Source organism: Streptomyces sp. NPDC018031, assembly GCF_044327625.1.
In the GTDB taxonomy this organism is placed as follows: Bacteria; Actinomycetota; Actinomycetes; order Streptomycetales; family Streptomycetaceae; genus Streptomyces.
The window spans coordinates 161,342-181,844 of sequence record NZ_JBIRFT010000009.1 but is presented as its reverse complement, the minus strand read 5'-3'; the positions used below and the strand labels follow the sequence as shown (position 1 = coordinate 181,844).

2 protein-coding genes are annotated in these 20,503 nt (G+C 77.3%); both read right to left on the bottom strand.

All coding sequences use genetic code 11. From position 1 onward, the window contains the following. Positions 1-84 precede the first annotated feature (84 nt). A complete protein-coding gene (locus ACH4B3_RS21410) occupies positions 85-288 on the bottom strand; it encodes an MbtH family protein (RefSeq protein WP_398464877.1) in 204 nt (67 codons plus the stop codon). A 177-nt stretch (positions 289-465) separates the two neighbouring features. Then, complete coding sequence (locus ACH4B3_RS21405) at positions 466-20,496, bottom strand: non-ribosomal peptide synthase/polyketide synthase (protein WP_398464875.1); 20,031 nt, start codon at positions 20,494-20,496, stop codon at positions 466-468. Between the last annotated feature and the right edge of the window lie 7 nt (positions 20,497-20,503).

The window sequence follows — 20,503 nt, the reverse complement described above, 5'->3', positions numbered from 1 at the left end:
GCGGGGGGGGGGGGGGGGGGGGGGGGGGGGGGGGGGGGGGGGGGGGGGGGGGGGGCGCGCCCCCCCCCCCACCGCCGGCACCGGCTAGGACCCGGCGTTCTCCATCCGCTCACGCAGGCTGCGCGGACGCATGTCGGTCCAGACCTCGTCCACGTAGGCGGAGCACTCGGCCTCGCTGCCCTCCTTGCCGGCCGGCTCCCAGCCGGCCGGCACCTCCACCTCCACCGGCCACAGCGAGTACTGGTCCTCGTCGTTGCGCAGCACCTGGTAGCGGGTGTTCTCGTCCATCTCTCGCTCTCCCGTCGTGGGTCGGGTCCACCGGCCGGGCCGGCCGGCTCCGTTCGGAACGTGTGCGGTGTGTCTGTGTCAGCAGGGACGGGCCCGGCCGGGCCGGGCGCCCCGGGCACGGCGCCCGGGGCGCCCCCGGGGTGCGCCCTCGGCGCCCCTCCCCGGCGGGGGGCGCGCTCACCGGCCGCCCCGGGCGTGCCGGGCGATGTGGCGCAGCGCCTCGGCGAACTCCCCGGCGACCCGCCCCACGGTCGCCGTGTCGTGCACGCCGGGGCGGTGGTGCCAGGTGAAGGCGAGGCGTCCGTCCTGCACCGCGCCGACCACCTCCAGCAGGTGCGAGCCGCTGTCGCGCGGGTCGTGATCCCGGCCGAGCGAGCCGTGCTCGGCACGGACCAGACCGCTGCCCGAACCCGCCGGGCGGGCGTCCCACTGGCCGAGGTAGTTGAAGACCACCTGTCCGAGCGCCGCCGCGCCGAGCCGCTTGCGCACCTCCGGCGGGCCGTAGCTGCGCAGGGCGCCGAATCCGATCCCGTTGCCGGGCACGGCGCGCAGCTGCCGGCGCACCGCCTTCACCAGCGCCCGCCAGTCGCGGGAGGGGCTCAGGTCCTCCGGCCCGGGCACATGGAGGGCGACCGGGTGGACGGTGGTGAACCAGCCGACCGTGCGGGACAGGTCGACCCCGTCGAGCAGGTCCTCGCGGCCGTGCCCCTCCAGGTCCAGCGGGACCCGGTCGCGTCCGGTCCAGCGGGCCAGCGCCAGGGCGAGCGCGGCCAGCAGCACGTCGTTGACACGGGTGCGGTAGGCGGTCGGCGCGGCGCGCAGCAGCGCCGCGGTGTCCTCCTCGTCCAGCTCCACGGTGAGCGTGCGGGCCTCGCCCGGCTCCGCGCCGGGCCCCTGGCCGACCGGTAGCGGCTCGGCGGCCACCGCCTCCTCCCAGTAGGCCAGTTCGTGGTCCAGGGCGCCCTCGGCGACGTGCGCGGCGAGCTGCCGGGCCCAGTCCCGGAAGGAAGTGGTGCGCTCCCCCAGGGTCACCGGCTCGCCCCGCACCGCCTGCCGGTAGGCGGCTTCCAGGTCGTCCCGGAGGATGCGCCAGGACACCGCGTCCACGGCCAGGTGATGGGCGACCAGCAGCAGGAACGCCGGCCGGTCCGCGTCGCCGGTGAACAGCGCCGCCTTCAGCAGCGGGCCGTGCCCGATGTCGAAGCCGGCGTGCACCTCGTCGGCGGCCTTCGCCATCGCCGCGTCGGCCTCCGCGGACGACAGCCCCGCCAGGTCGTAGCGGAGGAGCTCGGCGTCGCCGTCGGCCGGCGGCGGGTTGAACTGGTGCCAGCCCCCGTCGTCCCGGGTAAACCGCATGCGCAGCGCGTCGTGGTGCTCCAGCAGCGCCCCCAGGGCCGCCCGCAGCGCCGCCGGGTCCGGGGCCCCGTCCAGTTCCAGCAGCGCCGACTGGTTGAAGTGGTGGTGGTCGGCGCGCGGGGTGGTCAGGAACCACTCCTGGATGGGGGTCAGCGGCAGCTCCCCGGTCACCGGCCCGCTGCCCGTGGCCCTGGGCGCGGTACCGACGACGGTCGCCAGCTCGGCCACCGTCTGGTGGGTGAACAGGTCGCGGGTGGCCAGGTGCAGGCCGTCCCGCCGCAGCCGCGACACGACCTGCATGCTCAGGATCGAGTCGCCGCCGAGGTGGAAGAAGTTGTCGTCGGCGCCGACCTCGTCCACGCCCAGCACGTCGGCCCAGATGCGGGCGATACGGCGCTCGGTGTCGGTGCGCGGCGCGGTGCGCGGGCCGGCCGGCCGCACCGGCCCGGGGTCGGGCAGGGCCCGCCGGTCGGTCTTGCCGTTCGGGGTGAGCGGAAGCCGGGCCAGCGGCACGAACAGCGACGGGACCATGTGCGGCGGCAGCAGCCCGGCCGCGTGCTCGCGCAGTTCCGGCAGCGGAAGCCCGTCCGCGGTGCCCTCGGCGGGTACCACGTACGCCACCAGCCGGCCGGGGCCGTCGGCCGCCTCGCCGTTCGGTCCGCCGGCGCGGACCACGACCACCGCGTCCCGCACCCGGGGGCTGCGGCGCAGGGCGCTCTCGATCTCGCCCGGCTCGATGCGGAAGCCGCGCAGTTTGATCTGGTCGTCGACGCGCCCGGCGTAGCGCAGTTCACCGTCCGCGTCCCAGCGGGCCAGGTCGCCGGTGCGGTACATCCTCCGCTCGCGGTCGGGGCCGGTGGGGGCCGGCGCGAAGGGGTCGGGCAGGAAGCGGGCGGCGGTCAGGCCCGGGCGGTTCAGATAGCCGCGGGCGACGCCGGGCCCGGCCACGTACAACTCGCCGGTGACGCCCGGCGGAACCGGACGCAGCGCGCTGTCCAGGACGTAGACGCGGGTGGCGCCGGCCGGCCGGCCGATCGGCGGGGCGGCCGGGTGCGGGGCCAGCGGGCCGGTCCAGGTGGCGACCACGGTGGCTTCGGTCGGCCCATAGGAGTTGATCATGCGGCGGCCCGGGGCCCAGAGCTCCACCAGGTCCGCCGGGCACGCCTCGGCCCCGACGATCAGGGTGCGCAGGTCCGGCAGCGCACCGGCGGATTCGGGCGGCAGCGTGGCCAGCGCCGCCGGGGGGATCAGGGCGTGGCTGATCCGGTGCTCGGCGAGCACCTGGGCCAGCCGTTCACCGACCAGCGGCCCTTCCTCCCCGGCCACCAGCGTGGCCCCGGTGAGCAGGGAGGCGCACAGTTCCAGTACCGAGGCGTCGAAGCTGGGCGAGGCGAACTGCAGCACCCGGTCGCCGGGGCCGACCGCGTAGCGGTCCGCGGCGGCCGCGGCGAAGCCCGCCAGGCCGCGGTGCGTCACCACCACGCCCTTGGGGGCGCCGGTCGATCCGGAGGTGTAGATGACGTAGGCCGGGTGGTCGGCGGTGAGCGGGGCGGTCCGGTCCTTGTCGGTGGGGGCGGTGTCCGGCCCGTCCGCGCCCCGGACGTCCGCCGGGTCGTCCAGGACCAGCAGCGCCCGCGCGTCACGCACCATGAACTCCCGCCGCTGCGGCGGGTACGCCGGGTCCACCGGCAGGAAGGCGGCGCCGGCCTTGGCGACGGCGAGCTGCGCCACCACCGTCTCCGCGCCGCGCGGCAGCGCCACGGCGACCACGTGCTCGGGTCCGGCACCGCGGCCGATCAGCCGGTGGGCCAGCCGGTTGGCGGCGCGGTCCACCTCCGCGTAGGTCAGCTGCCGGTCGCCGTCCACCAGCGCCACGGCATCCGGGGTGCGGGCCGCCTGGAGCCGGAACAACTCGGGCAGCGGCAGCGGCGGCGCCGGCGGGGCGGTGCCCCGCCCCTGGTCCAGCAGCGCGTGCCGGGCCCGCTCGGGGACGAGCGGCAGGGCGCCCAGTGGGCGGTCCGGATCCTCGGCGACCGCGGTCAGCAGGGTGCCGAGCTGGTCGGCCATCCGCCGGGCGGTGGCCGCGTCGAACAGGTCGGTGTTGTAGGTGAGCAGGCCGTGCAGCGCCCCGGTGCCGGTCTCGGCGAACTCCAGGGTGAGGTCGAACGCCGAGTGCCGGAGCTCCGGTTCGATGTCCTCGACGTCCAGTCCGGGCAGGCGCAGGTCGGCCGCCGGGGCGTTCTGCAGGACCACCATGACCTGGAACAGCGGGGTACGGCTGGTGTCGCGGACCGGTTGCACCTCGTCCACCACCCGCTCGAAGGGCACCTCCTGGTGGGCGAAGGCGTCCAGCACCGTCGTCCGGACCCGGTCGAGGAACGCGGGGAAGGGAAGGGCGGCGTCCACCCGCGAGCGCAGCACCAGGGTGTTGACGAAGAAGCCGACCAGGTTCTGCGTCTCCGGCCGGTCCCGGCCGGAGGTGACGGTGCCGACGGCGATGTCGCGCCCGCCGGACAGCCGGGCGAGGAAGGTCTGCGCGGCGGCGACCAGGGTGGTGAACAGGGTGGCCCCCCGGTCCCGGCCGACCCGGGCCAGCCGGCGGGCCGTCCCGGGCGGCAGGACCAGCCGGGTGGTCGCGCCGTCGCGGGTGCGCACCGCCGGGCGCGGCCGGTCGGTGGGCAGGTCCAGCGGCTCGGTCCCGGCGAGTTGCTCCTTCCAGTAGGCGAGGCCGTCCTGGGTGCCGGAGCCGTCCCTCGCGCGCTGCCAGTGGGCGTAGTCGGCGTAGCTCACCGGCAGCGGTGGCAGCGGCTCGCCGGTGCCGTCCCGCTCGGCCCGGTAGAGGTGTGCCAGGTCGCCGGTGAGCACGCCGGTCGACCAGCCGTCGGTGACGATGTGGTGCAGGGTCAGGGTCAGCGCGTGGTCGTCGGCGGCCAGCCGGATCAGCCCGGCCCGCAGCAGCGGGCCGCGGCGCAGGTCGAAGGTGCGGGTGCGCTCGGCCGCCAGCAGGTGCTCCAGCCGGGCCGCCCGGTCCTCCTCCGGCAGGTCGGACAGGTCGTGCAGCGGCAGCGGCACGACCTGGGGCGGGTGCACGATCTGCACGCCCCGGCCGTCCACGGTGTCGAAGGTGGTGCGCAGCGACTCGTGCCGGGCCACCAGGGCGCGCAGGGCCGCGCGCAGGGCGGCGGTGTCGAGCGGGCCGCGCAGCCGCAGCGCCAGCGCGGTGACGTACTCGGCGCCGCCGGGCGCGAACTCCTCCAGGAACCACATCCGTTGCTGCGGGTAGGACATCGGGGCGGGGGTGTCGCGGGTGACCGGGACGACCGCACCGCGCCCGGTGGCGCCGGTGTCCGGGGTGGTGAGCAGCCCGGCGAGCGCGGCGGGGGTGGGGTGGGTGAACACCTCGCGGGGGGACAGGTCGGTCCCGAACGCCTCCGCGAGCCGGGAGGCGAGGCGGATGCTGAGGATGGAGTCGCCGCCCAGCCGGAAGAAGTCGTCCCGCACCCCCGGCCGGTCCGCGCCCAGCACTTCGGCGAAGATCTCCACCGTGCGGCGTTCGGCGTCGGTGCGCGGCTCGGCCGGCGTGTCGCGTTCGGCGCCGGTGTCCGGGGCCGGGGCGGGCAGCGCCGCGCGGTCCACCTTGCCGTTGCCGCTGAGCGGCAGCGCGGGCAGCGGCACGAAGGCCGCGGGGACCAGGTAGTCGGGGAGCGTCCGGCGGGCGAACTCCGCCAGGCCCTCGGGGTCCTGCCCGGCCGGGCCGACCACGTAGGCCACCAGCCGCCGGCCGCCCGGCCGGTCCTCGCGGACGGCCACCGCCACGTCCGCGACGCCGGGACGGGCCGCCAGCGCCGCCTCCACCTCGCCGGGTTCGACCCGGAACCCGCGGATCTTCACCTGGTCGTCGGCCCGGCCGAGGAACTCCACGGTGCCGTCCGGGTGCCGCCGGGCCAGGTCGCCGGTGCGGTACATGCGGGCGCCGGGCGGGCCGCAGGGGTCGGCGAGGAACCGGGCGGCGGTCTCGCCGGGGCGGCCGAGGTAGCCGCGGGCCAGCCCCTCGCCGGCGAGGAACAGTTCGCCGGCGCAGCCGGGCGGGACGGGGCGCAGGGCGGCGTCGAGGACGTGCGCCCGCATGTCGTCCAGCGGGTGGCCGATCGGCACCGTGCCGGGCACCGCCGCCGCGTCGGCGAGGGCGAAGGCGGTGGCGAACGTCGTGGTCTCGGTGGGTCCGTAGCCGTCCACCACGGTCAGTCCGGGGCAGGCGGCCAGCACCCGGCGCACCGCCGCCGCGGGCACCACGTCGCCGCCGGTCCACACCTGGCGCAGTCCGGTGAAGCAGTCCGGGGCGTCCTGGGACAGCAGCCGGAACAACCCGGCGGTCAGCCACAGCGCCGTCAGCCCCTCCTCGGCGGTCAGCCGCCGCAGCATCGCCGCGTCCATCGGCCCGTCGGGGGCGACCACCACGCGGCCGCCGGTCAGCAGCGGCGCCCACACCTCGAAGGTGGCGGCGTCGAAGGCGGCCGGCGAGTGCAGCGGTACCGCCGCGCACACCCCGCCGGCGAACCGGCTGTCGGTGCCCAGCGAGGCCACGTCGCGGTGGCGCACCGCGACCGCCTTCGGCTCCCCGGTCGAGCCGGAGGTGAACATCACGTAGGCGAGCCGGTCGGGGTCCGCGGGCGGTCCGGCCGGTCCCGGCGGGCCGGCGGTCCGCGCGGCGGCCACCTCACCGGCGGTGAGCCGGACGGTGGCGCCGGCCCGGGCGAGCAGGTCCCGGCGCCGCTCCTCGGGGGCCCGGGTGTCCACCGGCAGGTAGGCGCCGCCCGCCTTGAGCACCGCGAGCTGCGCCACCACCAGTTCGGCGGACCGGTCCATGAGCAGCGCCACCCGTTCCTCGGCCGCCAGGCCGCCGGCCACCAGCCGGGCCGCCAGGCGGTCCGACCAGTCGGCGAGCTGCCGGTAGCCGACCCGGCGGTCGCCGTCGCACAGCGCGACCGCGTCCGGGGCGCGGCGTGCCTGCTCGGCGAAGAGGTCCACCGGGCTGCGCGGCGGCACCTGCCGGGCGGTGGCGCGCCACTCCTCCAGCAGCCGCCGGTCAGCGGTGCTGAGCGGCCGCAGATCGCGCAGGTCGCGGTCGGGGCCGTCGGCGAGCGCGGTGAGCAGCACGGCCAGGCGGGCCGCGGCGCGTTCCACCGTGGCGTGGTCGAACAGCGCGGCGTCGTAGGCCAGGTCGAAGCCGAGCCGGTCCGACAGGTGGGCGCGCAGGCACAGCGGGAAGGTGGTGGCGTCCTCGGCGCGCACCTCCTCGACGCGCACGCCGGTCCGGTCCCCGGCCGACTCGTCGACCGGGTAGTTCTCGAACACCACCATGCTGTCGAAGAGCGCCTCGCCCGTCGGGACGTCGCTCACCGCCTGGATGCGCGGCAGGGCGAGGAAGTCGGCGTTCCGGGCTTCGCTCTGCTGCCGCTGGAGGTCGCGCAGCCAGTCCAGCACGCCGCCGGCGGCGGGCACCCGGACCCGGGTGGGCACGGTGTTGATGAACATGCCGACCATGTCGGCCACGCCCGGCAGTTCGGCCGGGCGCCCGGAGACGGTGGTCCCGAACACCACGTCGTCGCGGCCGCTGTGGCGGGCCAGCAGCACCGCCCAGGCGCCCTGCACCACGGTGCCGACGGTCAGCCCGGCGCGGGCGGCGGCCGTTCGCAGCCGCCGGGAGACCCGCTCGTCCAGCTCGTGGTGGACGGCGGCGGCGGAGCGGGCGCGGTGTTCCTCGGCGGGGGTGCGGTCGTAGGGCAGCGGGGTGCGGGCGGTGAAGCCGGCGAGGGCGTCGGCCCAGTACCGTTCGGCGGCGTCCGCGTCCTGGTCGCGCAGCCACCGCAGGAAGTCCTGGTACGGCCGCCGGGCGGGCGGGTCGGTGTCCGGGCCGCCGGTGAGCGCCGCGTAGCGCTCGCACACCTCGGTGAGGAGCTGCCCGGTGCTCCAGCCGTCCAGGATCAGGTGGTGGGAGGACCAGAGCAGCAGGAGCTCGTCACCGGGGAGCGCGGCGAGTGCGACCCGGGTGAGTGGCGCGGTGGTCAGGTCCATGCCCGCGGCGCGGTCCTCGGCGAGCAGCCGCTCGGTCGCCGCCTCGCGCTCCCCGGGGGTCAGCCGGCGCCAGTCCAGGTGGGTGACGGGCAGTGCGGCCCGGTGGTGCACCACCTGTACCGGGTGGGGCAGCGACTGCCAGTGGACGCTGGTGCGCAGCGCGGGGGTGCGGTCGGCGACCTGCTGCCAGGCCGCGGCGAACGCCCGCGGGTCGGCGACCCCCGACAGCCGGACCGCCGTCCGGTTGAGGTAGGCGTCGGTGGTGTCGACCAGGCCGTGGAAGAGCATGCCGGACTGGAGCGGGGTCAGCGGCAGCACGTCCGCCGCGTGCCGCCCGTCGCCGAGCAGCCGGTCCAGCCGGGCCTGGTCGAGTCCGGCGAGCGGGAAGTCCGAGGGGGTGCGCCCGCCGGCGTCGGGGCGGGCGCAGTGCGCCACGATCTCGCGGAGCGCCGCGCACATCTCCTCGGCCAGGCGCCGCACGGTGGCCTCGTCGTGGACGGCCGCCGGGTAGGTCCAGCCGAGTTCGAGCCGGCCCTGCTGGACCACGCCGGTGACGTCGAGCAGGTACGGGCGCGGCTCGTCGGGGTCGGTGTCCCGGCCGGTGGGCGGCAGCGCGGCCCGGTACAGTCCGCCGTCCTGCGGTCCGGCGGCCGCCGCGTCCCACTGCCCGTGGTAGTTGAACCCGACCGCCGGCGCCGGGGCGCCGGCGAGCGGGCTGCCGGGCAGCAGGCGGGCCAGCGCGCCATGGCTGAGGCCGTGCAGCGGCACGGCGCGCAGCTGCTCCTTGACCGACCGGAGGGTGTCGTGCCAGCCGGCGGCGGGGTCGACGCTGAGGGCGAGCGGGAACTCGGCGGTGAACCAGCCCACGGTCCGCGACAGGTCCAGGTCGTCGAAGAGGTCCTCGCGGCCGTGGCCCTCCACGCCGATCAGGACGGTGTCCCGCCCGCACCAGCGGGCCAGGGTCCGGCCCAGGGCGCTGAGCAGTACGTCGTTGACCTGGGTGCGGTAGACGTCGGGCACCCGGCGCAGCAGGGCGTCGGTCTCCTCGGCCCCGAGGGCGACGGTGAGCGTGGCGGCGGTGCCGTGGGTGTTGGGACCGGGGCGGCCGGCGGGCAGCCCGGCCGGGGCGGCGGCGGTGCGCGTCCAGTAGGCGAGGTCGCCGTCGAGGGCCCCGGAGCGGGTGTGCCGCTCCAGCCGCGCCGTCCAGCTGCCGTACGCGGTGCCCACCGGCGGCAGTTCCACCGGCCGCCCGGCGGCGGCCGCGCGGTACGCGGCCGCCAGGTCCCCGAGCAGGATGCGCCAGGAGACGCCGTCGACCACCAGGTGGTGGACGGTGATCACGAGCTGCGCGGGGCGGCCGGGCCCGAGGTCGAGGACCAGGAACCGGGCCACCCGGCCCTCGGTGGGGGCGAGCGAGACCTGCGCCTCCTCGGTCAGCCGCCGCACCGCCGCCTCCAGCGCGGGGGCGTCCGGCTCCGCCAGGTGGTGGCGGGTGAGGACGCCGTCCGGCGCGTCCGGCAGGACCTCCTGGTCCCAGGCGGTTCCGGTGCGGCGGAACCGGGTGCGCAGGGCGGCGTGGTGGCGCACCAGCGCGCCGACCGCCGGCGCCAGGGCCGCCAGGTCGGTGCCGGGGGCCAGTTCCAGCCGGTGGGTCATGGTGAAGCGGAGCGGGTCGCCGGGGCGGCGGCCGTCGAGGTACCAGCGCTGGATGGGGCCGAGCGGGGCCTCCGCGGGCGGGGTGTCGCCGGCGGTGGCCGGCCGGGGGTCCACCGCGGCGGCGCACAGCGCCAGTTCGGCGACGGTCTGGTGGCGGAAGACGTCCTTGGTGGTGAGGGCGAGGCCGGCCTGGCGGGCGCGGGAGACGATCTGGATGCTGAGGATGGAGTCGCCGCCGAGGGCGAAGAAGTTGTCCCGGGCGCCGACCCGTTCGATCCCCAGCACCTGTGCCCAGATGGCGGCGAGGCGCTGCTCGGTGCCGGGGCGCGGCGCCACGTAGCGGGTCCCGCTGTCGGGCTGCGCCGGCGGCGCGGGCAGCGCGCGGCGGTCGGTCTTGCCGCTGCTGGTGCGCGGTATCCGGGCCAGCGGGACGAACGCCGCCGGCACCATGTGGTCCGGCAGCGTCCGGCGCAGCCGGACCCGCAGTTCGTCGGCCGGCGGGGTCCGGTCGCCGGCGGGCACCAGATAGGCCACGAGCATGGTGCGGCCGGCGTGTTCGCGGGCGGCCACCACCGCCTCGGTGACGTCCGGGTGGTCCAGGAGGGCGGCCTCCACCTCGCCGGGCTCGATGCGGAACCCGCGGATCTTCACCTGCTCGTCGGCGCGGCCCAGGAACTCCAGGTTCCCGCGCGCGTCCCAGCGGGCCCGGTCGCCGGTGCGGTACATCCGGCCGCCCGCGGGCCCGCCCGGGGCGGCGAAGGGGTCGGGCAGGAAGCGGGCGGCGGTGAGGCCGGGCCGGTGCAGGTAGCCGCGGGCCACCTGCGCCCCGGCCAGGTACAGCTCGCCCGGGACGCCGGGGGGCACCGGCCGCAGCGCGCCGTCGAGCACGTAGGCGCGCAGGTTGCGGCCGGGGCGGCCGATGACCGGGGGGCCGGCCCGGTCCGCGCAGCGCCCGTAGACCGCGTCGACGGTGCACTCGGTGGGCCCGTACACGTTGTAGGCGGTGACGCCGAGGTCCCGGCCGGCCGCGCCCAGCTCCCGCCAGGTGGCGGTGTCGATCGCCTCGCCGCCCACCAGCAGCAGGCGGGGGTGGTGGCGGCCGGGTGCGAGCAGTCCGGCGGTGAGGAGTTCGCGGAGGAAGGACGGGGTGACGTTCACCAGGTCCAGGCGCCGCTCGGCGACCTGGGCGCAGAACGCGTCCGGGTCCAGCCGTACGTCCTCGTCGACGAGGTGGACCTCCTGGCCAAGGGCGAGCAGCAGCGGCCCCTCCCAGGAGGTGTCGAAGGAGAACGAGGCGCTGAGCGCGGCGCGCAGCCGCCGACCGTCCGCGGTGTGCGGTGCCACCAGTCCCTCGCGGTGGTCGTGGACGAGGTTGACCAGGTGGCGGTGTTCCACCGCGACGCCCTTGGGGCGTCCGGTGGAGCCGGAGGTGTAGGTGATGTAGGCGGTGTTCCGCGGGTCCAGCGGGCCGAGCCGGTCGGTGTCGGTGGGGGCGTGTCCGGGCAGCCGCTCCCAGGGCACCTCGCGCAGCGTGCCGGTGGTGAGGACCGTGTGCGGGGCGGCGTCCGCCAGCAGGAACGTGACCCGTTCGGCGGGCAGTTCCGGGTCGAGGCAGAGCAGGGTGCCGCCGGCCTTGAGGACGGCGAGCAGCGCCACCGGCAGGTCCGAGGTGCGCGGCAGGCGGAGCGCCACCACGCGCTCGGGGCCAACGCCCAGCGCGATGAGGTGGTGGGCCAGCCGGTTGGCCCGGTCCTCCAGGGCCGCGAAGTCGAGCGTGGTGTCCCGCGCCACCAGGGCGGTGGCCCGCGGGGACCGGGCGGCCTGGGCCTCGAACAGGGCGGGGAAGGTGGTGTCCGGCACCGGCAGCGGGGCGCCCTGCCACTCCCGGAGCACCTGGTGCCGCTCGGTGGCGGTCATCAGCGGCAGCGCGCCGGTCTGCCGGCCGGGGTCCTCGGCGACGGCCTCCAGCAGCAGGCCCAGCCGGGCGGCCAGGCGTTCGGCGGTGTCCGCGTCGAACAGGCCGGTGTCGTACTCCAGGTGGCCGGTGAGGCCGCCGCCGTCCCGTTCCACGAAGTCGAAGGCGAGGTCGAAAGCGGCGTGCCGGACCGGCGGTGCCACCGGCTCGACGTCCAGACCCGGCAGCCGGGGGGCCTCGGCGCCGAGGTTGTGCAGCGCGACCATCACCTGGAACAGCGGGGTGCGGCTGGTGTCCCGCTCCGGCCGGAGGTCGTCCACCAGCCGTTCGAAGGGCACGTCCTGGTGGGCGAAGGCGGCCAGCACGGTATCCCGCACCTGCGCCAGCGTCTCGCGGAACGACGCGCCGGGGCGCACCCGGGTGCGCAGCACCAGGGTGTTGACGAACATGCCGACCACGTCGTGGAGTTCGGGCTGTTCCCGGCCGGCGGTCACGGTGCCGACGGCGACGTCCTCCTGGTCCGCCCAGCGGGCGAGCAGGACCGTGCAGGCGGCCAGCAGGGTCATGTACAAGGTGGCGTCGGCGTCCCGGCCCCGCTCGCGCAGCCGCTCGGTCAGTCCGGCGGTCAGGTCGAAGGTCACCAGGGCGCCGGCGCGGGTGCGCACGGCGGGACGCGGCCGGTCGGTCGGCAGCTCCAGCGGCGCCAGGCCGTCCAGCGCCTCGCGCCAGTAGGCGAGCTGTTCCCCGGTCCGGTCGGCGCCGGCCCGCTGCCAGGCGGCGTAGTCGGCGTACCGCACGGGCAGCTCGGGCAGCCGGGGGCGGCGGTCCTCCCGCGCCGCCGTGTACAGCTCGCCCAGGTCGCGGCCGAGGACGCCGAGGGACCAGCCGTCGGTGACGATGTGGTGGACGGCCAGCACCAGCACGTGCTCGCCGGCGGCCAGGCGGGCCAGCCGGGCGCGCAGCAGCGGCCCGGTGCCCAGGTCGAAGGGGGTGGCGGCGACGCGTTCCACGAAGGCGTCCAGGGCCGCCGGGCCGTCCGGCCCGCCGGTGAGGTCGGTGGACACCAGGTCCGCCGGGTGCGGCGGCCGGACCCGCTGCCGGGCGCGGCCGTCCCGCTCCTCGAAGGTGGTGCGCAGGGACTCGTGCCGGGCCACCAGGCCGTCCAGCGCGGTGCGCAGGGCCGCTTCGTCGAGCGGGCCGCGCAGGCGCAGCACGGACAGCGTCGTGTACTCGGTGCTGTCCGGCTCGAAGCGGTCCAGGAACCACAGGCGCTGCTGGGCGTGGGAGAGCGGCCCGGGGGTGTCCGGGTCCGTGGCCGGGATGGTCCTCGTGGGCGCGGTGCCGGGCCGGGCCGGGGCGCCGAGGGCGGCGGCCAGGGCGGCCACCGTGGGGTGGGTGAACAGCAGCCGGGGCGAGACGTCGGCGCCGAAGGCCGCGCGCAGCCGGGAGGTGACGCGGACGGCGAGGATGGAGTCGCCGCCGAGGGCGAAGAAGTCGTCGCCCGCCCCGACCTCGGCGGTGTCCAGCACCTCCGCCCAGGCGGCGGCGACCAGGCGTTCGGCGGCGGTGCGCGGCGGGGTGCGGTCGGTGCCGGCGGCGAAGCCGTCGGGGCCCGGCGCGGGCAGCGCGCGCCGGTCGAGTTTGCCGTTGGCGGTGAGCGGCAGGGCGGCCAGCGGCACATAGGCGGCGGGCACCATGTGAGCGGGCAGCAGGCGCTCCAGGTGGGCGCGGAGTTCGGCGGCGGACGGCGCGGCGGCGGCCCCGGTGCCGGTGACGTGCGCCACCAAGCGCCGGGTGCCGGAGCCGTCCTGGTACACGCCCACCGCGGCGGCGCCGACGGCCGGGTGGGTGTGCAGCGCGGCCTCGATCTCGCCGGGTTCGATGCGGTAGCCGCGCACCTTCACCTGCTGGTCGGCGCGGCCCAGGTACTCCAGCGTGCCGTCGGCCCGCCACCGGGCCCGGTCGCCGGTGCGGTACATGCGGCCGCCAGCCGGCCCGAACGGGTCGGCCACGAAGCGGGACGCGGTCAGGCCGGGCCGGTCGAGGTAGCCGCGGGCCAGGCCCTCCCCCGCCACGTACAGCTCGCCGACGGCGCCGGGCGGTACCGGGGCCAGGCCGTCGTCGAGCACGTACACCCGCAGGTCGGGTATGCCGGTGCCGATGGGCCCGGCGGCGCCGGTGCCGGTCGTGCCGCGTTCCAGCGGCGCGTGGGTGACGTGCACCGTGGTCTCGGTGATGCCGTACATGTTGACCAGCCGCGGGGCGGTGTCGGGGTGGCGCGCGTACCAGTCGGTGAGCCGCTCGACGTCCAGCGCCTCGCCGCCGAAGATCACCGTGCGCAGCGCCAGCCGGGCGCTCACCTCGGGAAGTTCGGCGTCGGCGCGCGCCAGCGGGTGGAAGGCCGACGGGGTCTGGTTGAGGACGGTGACCCGCTCGTCGGCGAGCAGGCGCAGGAAGTCCTCCGGGGAGCGGGCGGTGTCCTCGGGGACGACGACGAGCCGTCCGCCGTGCAGCAGCGCCCCCCACAGCTCCCACACCGAGAAGTCGAAGGCGTAGGAGTGGAACAGCGTCCACACGTCGCGCTCGTCGAAGCGGAACCAGTGCCGGGTGCGGGTGAACAGCCGCACCACGTTGGCGTGCGGCACCACCACGCCCTTGGGCCGGCCGGTGGAGCCGGAGGTGAAGATGGCGTAGGCGGGGTGCTCCGGCAGCGGGCGGCGGGCGGGGCCGGCGGCCGCGGGGCGGCGCGCCAGGTCGGCCCGTACCGCGGCGTCGTCCAGCGGCAGGACGGGCACGGCGGTGCCGGCCGCGCGCCCGGCGGCCTCGCAGGTGGTCACCAGCATCACCGGTGCGGTGTCCCGGAGCAGTCCGGCGAACCGCTCGGCGGGCTGCCCGGGGTCGATCGGCAGGTAGGCGGCGCCCGTCTTCAGCACGGCCAGCACCGCCACCACCAGGTCCGCGGAGCGGGGCAGGGCGAGCGCCACGAAGCGTTCGGGGCCGGCCCCCGCCTCGGCCAGCCGGTGGGCGAGCCGGGCGGCGCGGGTGTCCAGCGCGGCGTAGTCGAGGTGCTCGTCGCGGAAGCTGACGGCGGTGGCGCCGGGGGTCCTGGCGGCCTGCGCCTCGAAGAGGTCGACGAGGGTGTGCGCCGGGCGGCCGCGTTCGGTGCCGTTCCAGTCCTCCAGCATCCGCCGGCGTTCCCCGGCGGTCGTCCAGGGCAGGGCGCGCAGCGGGCGGCCGGGGTCGGCGGCGATCCCGGTGAGCAGCAGGCACAGCCGGTCGGCGAGGGCCCGGACGGTCGCGGCGTCGAAGAGTTCCGGGTCGTAGGCGAGGTCGAAGCCGAGCCGCTCGCCGTGGTGGGCGCGGAGCACCAGCGGGTAGTTGGTGGCGTCCCGGGACGCGACGTCCAGCAGGCGCACCCCGGCGCCCGCGGTGCGGGCCTCGTCGAAGGGGTAGTTCTCGAAGGCGACCATGCTGTGGAACAGCGGGGTGCCGGACGGCACCTCGGACAGGCCGGTCAGTTCGGCGAGCGAGACGGCCGCGAAGCGCCGTGACTCGGCCTCGGCCGCCTGGAGTTCCCGCAGCCACTCGGCGGCGGTGCGCCGGCCGTCGACCCGGACCCGGGTGGGCAGGGTGTTGATGAACATGCCGACCATGGACTCCACGCCGGGCAGGTCCTCGGGGCGCCCGGAGACGGTGGTGCCGAACACCACGTCGGGCTCCGCGGCGTAGCGGGACAGCAGCAGCGCCCAGGCGCCCTGCACCACGGTGCCCAGGGTGAGCCCGGTGTCCCGGGCGGTGCGGGCGAGCCGGGCGGAGGCCGTGGCGGACAGCGCGGCCTGGTGGACGCGCGCGGACCGGGAGCGGTGCGCCTCGCGCGGGGGCCGGTCGACGGGGAGCGGGGTCGGGGTGGCGAAGCCGTCGAGGGCGGCGCGCCAGTGGGCCCGCGCGGCGTCCGCGTCCTGGTCGGCCAGCCACCGGACGTAGTCGCCGAAGGGCCGGCGCGCGGGGGCCGGCGGGGCGCTGCCGGCGGTGAGGGCCGCGTACTCCTCGCACACGTCGGTCAGCACCTGGGCCAGGCTCCAGCCGTCCAGGATGATGTGGTGCGAGGTCCACAGCAGGTGCAGGCGGGCGTCGGGGAGCCGGACCAGGGTGAGCCGCATCAGCGGCGCCTCGGCGAGGCCGACACCGCGGGCCAGGTCGTCGGCGCGGAGCCGGTCGAACCGGTCGGCGCGCGCCGCGGGGTCCACCTCGCGCCAGTCCAGGTGGGTGACCGGCAGCCGGACCGCGCGGTGCACGACCTGGAGCGGGACGGGCACCGACTCCCACACCACCGAGGTCCGCAGCGCGGGGGTGCGGTCGGTCACCCGCTGCCAGGCCAGCGCGAACGCCCGCGGGTCGGCCACCCCGTCCAGCAGCAGGGCGGCCTGGTCCAGGTAGACGTCGTCGGGGCCGCCGACCAGGCGGTGGAAGAGCATGCCCTCCTGCAGCGGGGTGAGCGGGAGGACGTCCTCCACGTCGCGGCCGTCGCCGGCGATCCGGTCCACTCCGGCCTGGTCCAGGCGGGCCAGCGGGAAGTCGGACGGGGTGCGGCCGCCGGCGTCCGGGCTGGCGCAGTGCCCGGTGATCCCGGTCAGCGCGCGGACCATGGCGTCCGCCAACTGCCGGACGGTGTCCGGGTCGTGCACCTGGTCGCTGTGGTGCCAGGTGATCTCCAGCTCGCCGCCGGTCACCACGGCCGAGACGTCCAGCAGGTGGTCCAGCGGTTCATCGGCCGCCATGTCGCGGCCGGGCGCCTCGGCGGCCGGGGCGAAGTCCCGTCCCGCGGGCCCGTCCCACTGGCCGTGGTAGGTGAAGCACACCTGGGGCAGCGGCAGTTCCCGCAGCGCGGCGGCGGCCGGGTCCGGCGAGCCGAGGCGGGCCAGCGCCTCGTAGCCGAGCCCGCGCCGGGGCACCGCCCGCAGCCGTTCCTTCACCGCCTTGAGGGTGGCGCCCCAGTCCGGCGCGTCCGGCGGCCCGGCCGGGGTGAGGGTGACCGGGTACTGGGTGGTGAACCAGCCCACCGTCCGGGACACGTCGAGGGGTTCGTCGCCGCCCCGGTCGGCGGGGCCGGCGGGGTCGTTCAGGTCCTCGCGGCCGTGGCCCTCCAGCGCGACGGTCACCCGTTCGCTGCCCGCCCAGTCGGCGAGCACCCGGCCCAGCGCGCTCAGCAGCACGTCGTTGACCTGGGTGCGGTAGACCCCGGGCACCCGGCGCAGCAGCGCGTCGGTGGTCGCCCGGTCCACCCGGGTGCGGACGGTGCGGACCGACCCGGCGAGCGGGGTGCCGGGGCGGTCGACGGGCAGCGGGGTGCGCGGGGTGGCGGTCTCCGCGGTCCAGTACGGCAGGTCCGCGTCCAGCTCACCGGCCCGTACCCGCCGGGACAGCTGCGCGGCCCACTCGGTGAACGGGGTGGTGACCGGCTCCAGGAGCACCGGTTCGCCGGCGGACACCTGCCGGTAGGCCCGTTCCAGGTCGGCGAGGAGGATGCGCCAGGAGACGCTGTCCACGGCGAGGTGGTGGGCGGTGAGGAACAGCTGTGGCCGGCGGCCGTCCGGGAACAGCAGCAGGGCCGCGCGCAGCAGGGCGCCGGTGGCCGGGTCGAGCGCGGCCCGGGCGGTGCCGGCGGCCTCGGTCACCGCCGCCGGCAGGTCCGCCGCGGTGGTGCCGGACAGGTCGTGGCGGGTGAGCAGGCCGGTGGCCGGACCGGCGCCGGGGTGCTGCTCCCAGGTGTCCCCGGCGGGGGCGAACCGGGTCCGCAGCGCCGGGTGGTGGGCGGCCACCGCCTCCAGGGCCCGGCGCAGGGCCGGCTCGTCCAGGTCGCCCGGCAGGTCCAGCAGCATCGACATGCTGAAGTGCCGCAGCGGGCCGTGGGTGGCGAAGAACCACTCCTGGACCGGGGTGAGCGGGGCGGGGCCGTCGTGCCGCGGCCGGTCCGCGGCGGGCGCGGCGGGGGTGCGGCGGGCCGCGGCGGCCGCCAGGTCGGCGATGGTCTGGTGGCGGAAGACGTCCCGCGAGCTGAGCCGGAGGCCCGCGGCGCGGGCCCGGGAGACGGCCTGGATGCTGAGGATGGAGTCGCCGCCCAGCTCGAAGAAGTTGTCGGTGGCGCCGACCCGGGCCACGCCCAGCACGTCGGACCAGATGCCGGCGAGCGTCTCCTCGCCGGGGGTGCGCGGGGCGACGAACTCCCGGTCCCGCGGGGCGGCGTCGGGGTCGGGCGCGGGCAGCGCACGGCGGTCCAGCTTGCCGCTGGTGGTCAGCGGCAGGGCGGCGAGGGCGGTGAAGGAGGACGGCACCATGTGGTCGGGCAGCACCCGGCGGCAGGCGTCCCGCAGCGCGGGGGCGGCGGGCGCGGCGGCGCCGGCGGCGGGCACCAGGTAGGCGGCGAGCCGGTGGTGGCCGGTCGCGTCGGCCACCGCGACCACGGCGGCGGCGGCGATGCCGGGCAGGTCCAGCAGGGCCGCCTCGACCTCCCCCGGCTCGATCCGGTGGCCGCGCACCTTGACCTGGTCGTCGGCGCGCCCGAGGTAGTCCAGCCGGCCGTCCGGCGTCCAGCGGGCCAGGTCGCCGGTGCGGTACATCCGGGTGCCGGGCGGGCCGAAGGGGTCGGCCACGAAGCGGGCGGCGGTCAGGCCCGGCCTGCCGGCGTAGCCGCGGGCCAGCTGGTCGCCGGCCAGGTACAGCTCGCCGCCCACGCCGGGCGGCACCGGCTGGAGCCGGCGGTCCAGCACATGGGCCCGCACGTTGGGCAGCGGCCGGCCGACCAGCGGTCGGTCCGCGCCCTCGATCCGGCAGGCCAGGGCGTCGACCGTGCACTCGGTGGGTCCGTAGAAGTTGTACGCGGCGGTGTCCCGGTGGCCGGCCAGTTCGCGCCACAGGCCGGGGCCGACCGCCTCGCCGCCGAGCATCAGCACCCGCGGGCGGTGGCGGGGGTCGGTGAGCAGTCCCGCGGGGAGCAGCTGCCGCAGGTGGGAGGGGGTCAGGTCGAGGAAGTCCACCCGGTGTTCGACGACGTACCCGACCAGGGCGGCCGCGTCGAGCCGGGTGTCCTCGTCGACCAGGTGCAGCGGGTGGCCGTCGGCCATCAGCAGCACCCCCTCCAGCGAGGTGTCGAAGGAGAACGACGCGGTCAGCGCCACCCGCAGCGGGCCGCCGCCGGCCTCGGCGACGAATCCCTCCCGGTGCCCGGCGAGCAGGTTCCTCAGGCAGCGGTGCGGGACGGCGACGCCCTTGGGCCGGCCGGTGGAGCCGGAGGTGTAGATGACGTACGCGGTGTTCTCCGGGTGCAGTGGTGCCAGCCGGTCGGTGTCGGCCGGGTCGGTGTCCGGGGCGGTCCCGGGTACCGACCGCAGCGCGGCCTCGTCCAGCACCAGGGCCGGCCGGGCGTCCGCCAGCAGGAACCGGACGCGCTCCTCGGGCAGTGCGGAGTCGATGGGCAGGTAGCCGGCGCCGGACTTCCACACGGCGAGCATCGCCACCACCATGTCGGCGGTGCGCGGCAGCCGCAGGGCGACCAGCCGTTCGGGGCCGGCGCCGAGGGCGATGAGGTGGTGCGCCAGCCGGTTGGCGCGGGCGTTGAGCTCCGCGTAGTCCAGGCGCACGTCCCCGGCGACCAGCGCGGTGGCGTGCGGGGTGCGGGCCGCCTGGCGCTGGAAGATCTCGGGGCAGGTGGCGGCCGGGACCGGCCGGGCGGTCGCGTTCCAGTCGGCCGTCAGCCGCCGCGCCTGCCCCGGGGAGAGCAGGGCGAGGGTGTCCAGCGGCCGGTCCGGTTCGGCGGCGGCGCCCTCCAGGGTGCGCAGCAGCTGGTCCGCCATCCGCCGCGCGGTGGCCGGGTCGAACAGGTCGGTGCGGTACTCCAGCAGGCCGGTCAGCCGGTCCCCGTCGGGCACGAACTCCACGCTCAGGTCGAAGGTGGCCGCCTGCCGCGGCACGGTGACCGGGGAGGTGGCCAGGCCCTGCGGGGCGGGGGCGGCGGGCGGGGCGGGGTGGAGCAGGACCATCACGTCGAACAGGGGGTTGCGGCCCGCCTCCCGGGTCGCGCCCGCGGCCTCCACGAGGCGTTCGAAGGGGGTGTCGCCGTACGCGAAGGCGTCGTTGACGGTCTCGGCGGTGCCGCCGAGCAGGTCCCGGAAGGTGCCGCCGGTCTCGACGGTGCCGCGCAGCACGACGGTGCCGGCGAAGAAACCGACGGCCCGCTCCAGGTCGGTGCGGGGGCGGCCGGGGATCAGCGAGCCGACGGCGATGTCGTCCTGCCCGGACCAGCGGGCCAGCAGCGCCTGGCAGCCCGCGACCAGGGCGGTGAACAGGGTGGTGTGCCGCTCGGTCGCGAGGTCCCGCAGCCGGGAGACGGTGGCCGCCGGCACGGTGAAGGTGTGCACCGCGCCGGCGCCCGACTCCTCGCCGCGGCGGGGCCGGTCCAGCGGCAGCCGGGGCGCCGCCACGCCCGACAGCTTCTCCTTCCAGTAGCCGAGCCGGCGCTCCAGCGCGGGTCCGGAGAGCTGTTCGCGCTGCCACACCGCGAAGTCCGGGTACTGGGTGGCCACCGGCGCCAGGTCGGGCACCGCGCCGCGGGCCAGGGCCTCGTAGGCGGTGCACAGCTCCTCCAGCAGCACCCCCATCGACCAGCCGTCGGTGACGATGTGGTGCGCGGTCAGCAGCAGTACGTGCGACCCGGGCGGTTCCGGCAGCAGCAGGGCGCGCAGCAGCGGGCCGGTGCTCAGGTCGAACGGGCGGGAGTACTCGGCCAGCAGCGCGGCCCGCAGGGCGTCCGGCCCGTCCGCGGCCCCTTCCCGGACCGGCAGCGGTACCGGGCCGGCCGGGTGCACGATCTGCACCGGGCGGCCGTCGGCCTCCTCGAACGTGGTGCGCAGCGCCTCGTGGCGGGCCACCACGGTGGCCAGCGCCCGGGCGAGCGCGTCGCGGTCGAGCGGGCCGGTGAACCGCAGCGCGACCGCGCTGTTGTAGCGGGCGTCGCCGGGGCGCAGCCGGTCCAGGAACCACAGCCGCTGCTGGGCGAAGGACAGCGGCAACGGCCGGGTCCGGTCGGCGTGCGGGATGCCGGGCCGGGCTGCCGGGCCGGCGGCGCCCGCCCGGCCGGCCAGCCGGCGGCGCAGCGCCTCCTGGAGGTCCTGGGGCAGGGCGTCGGCGCGGTTTCGCTTCGAAGACGTCATGGTCGTG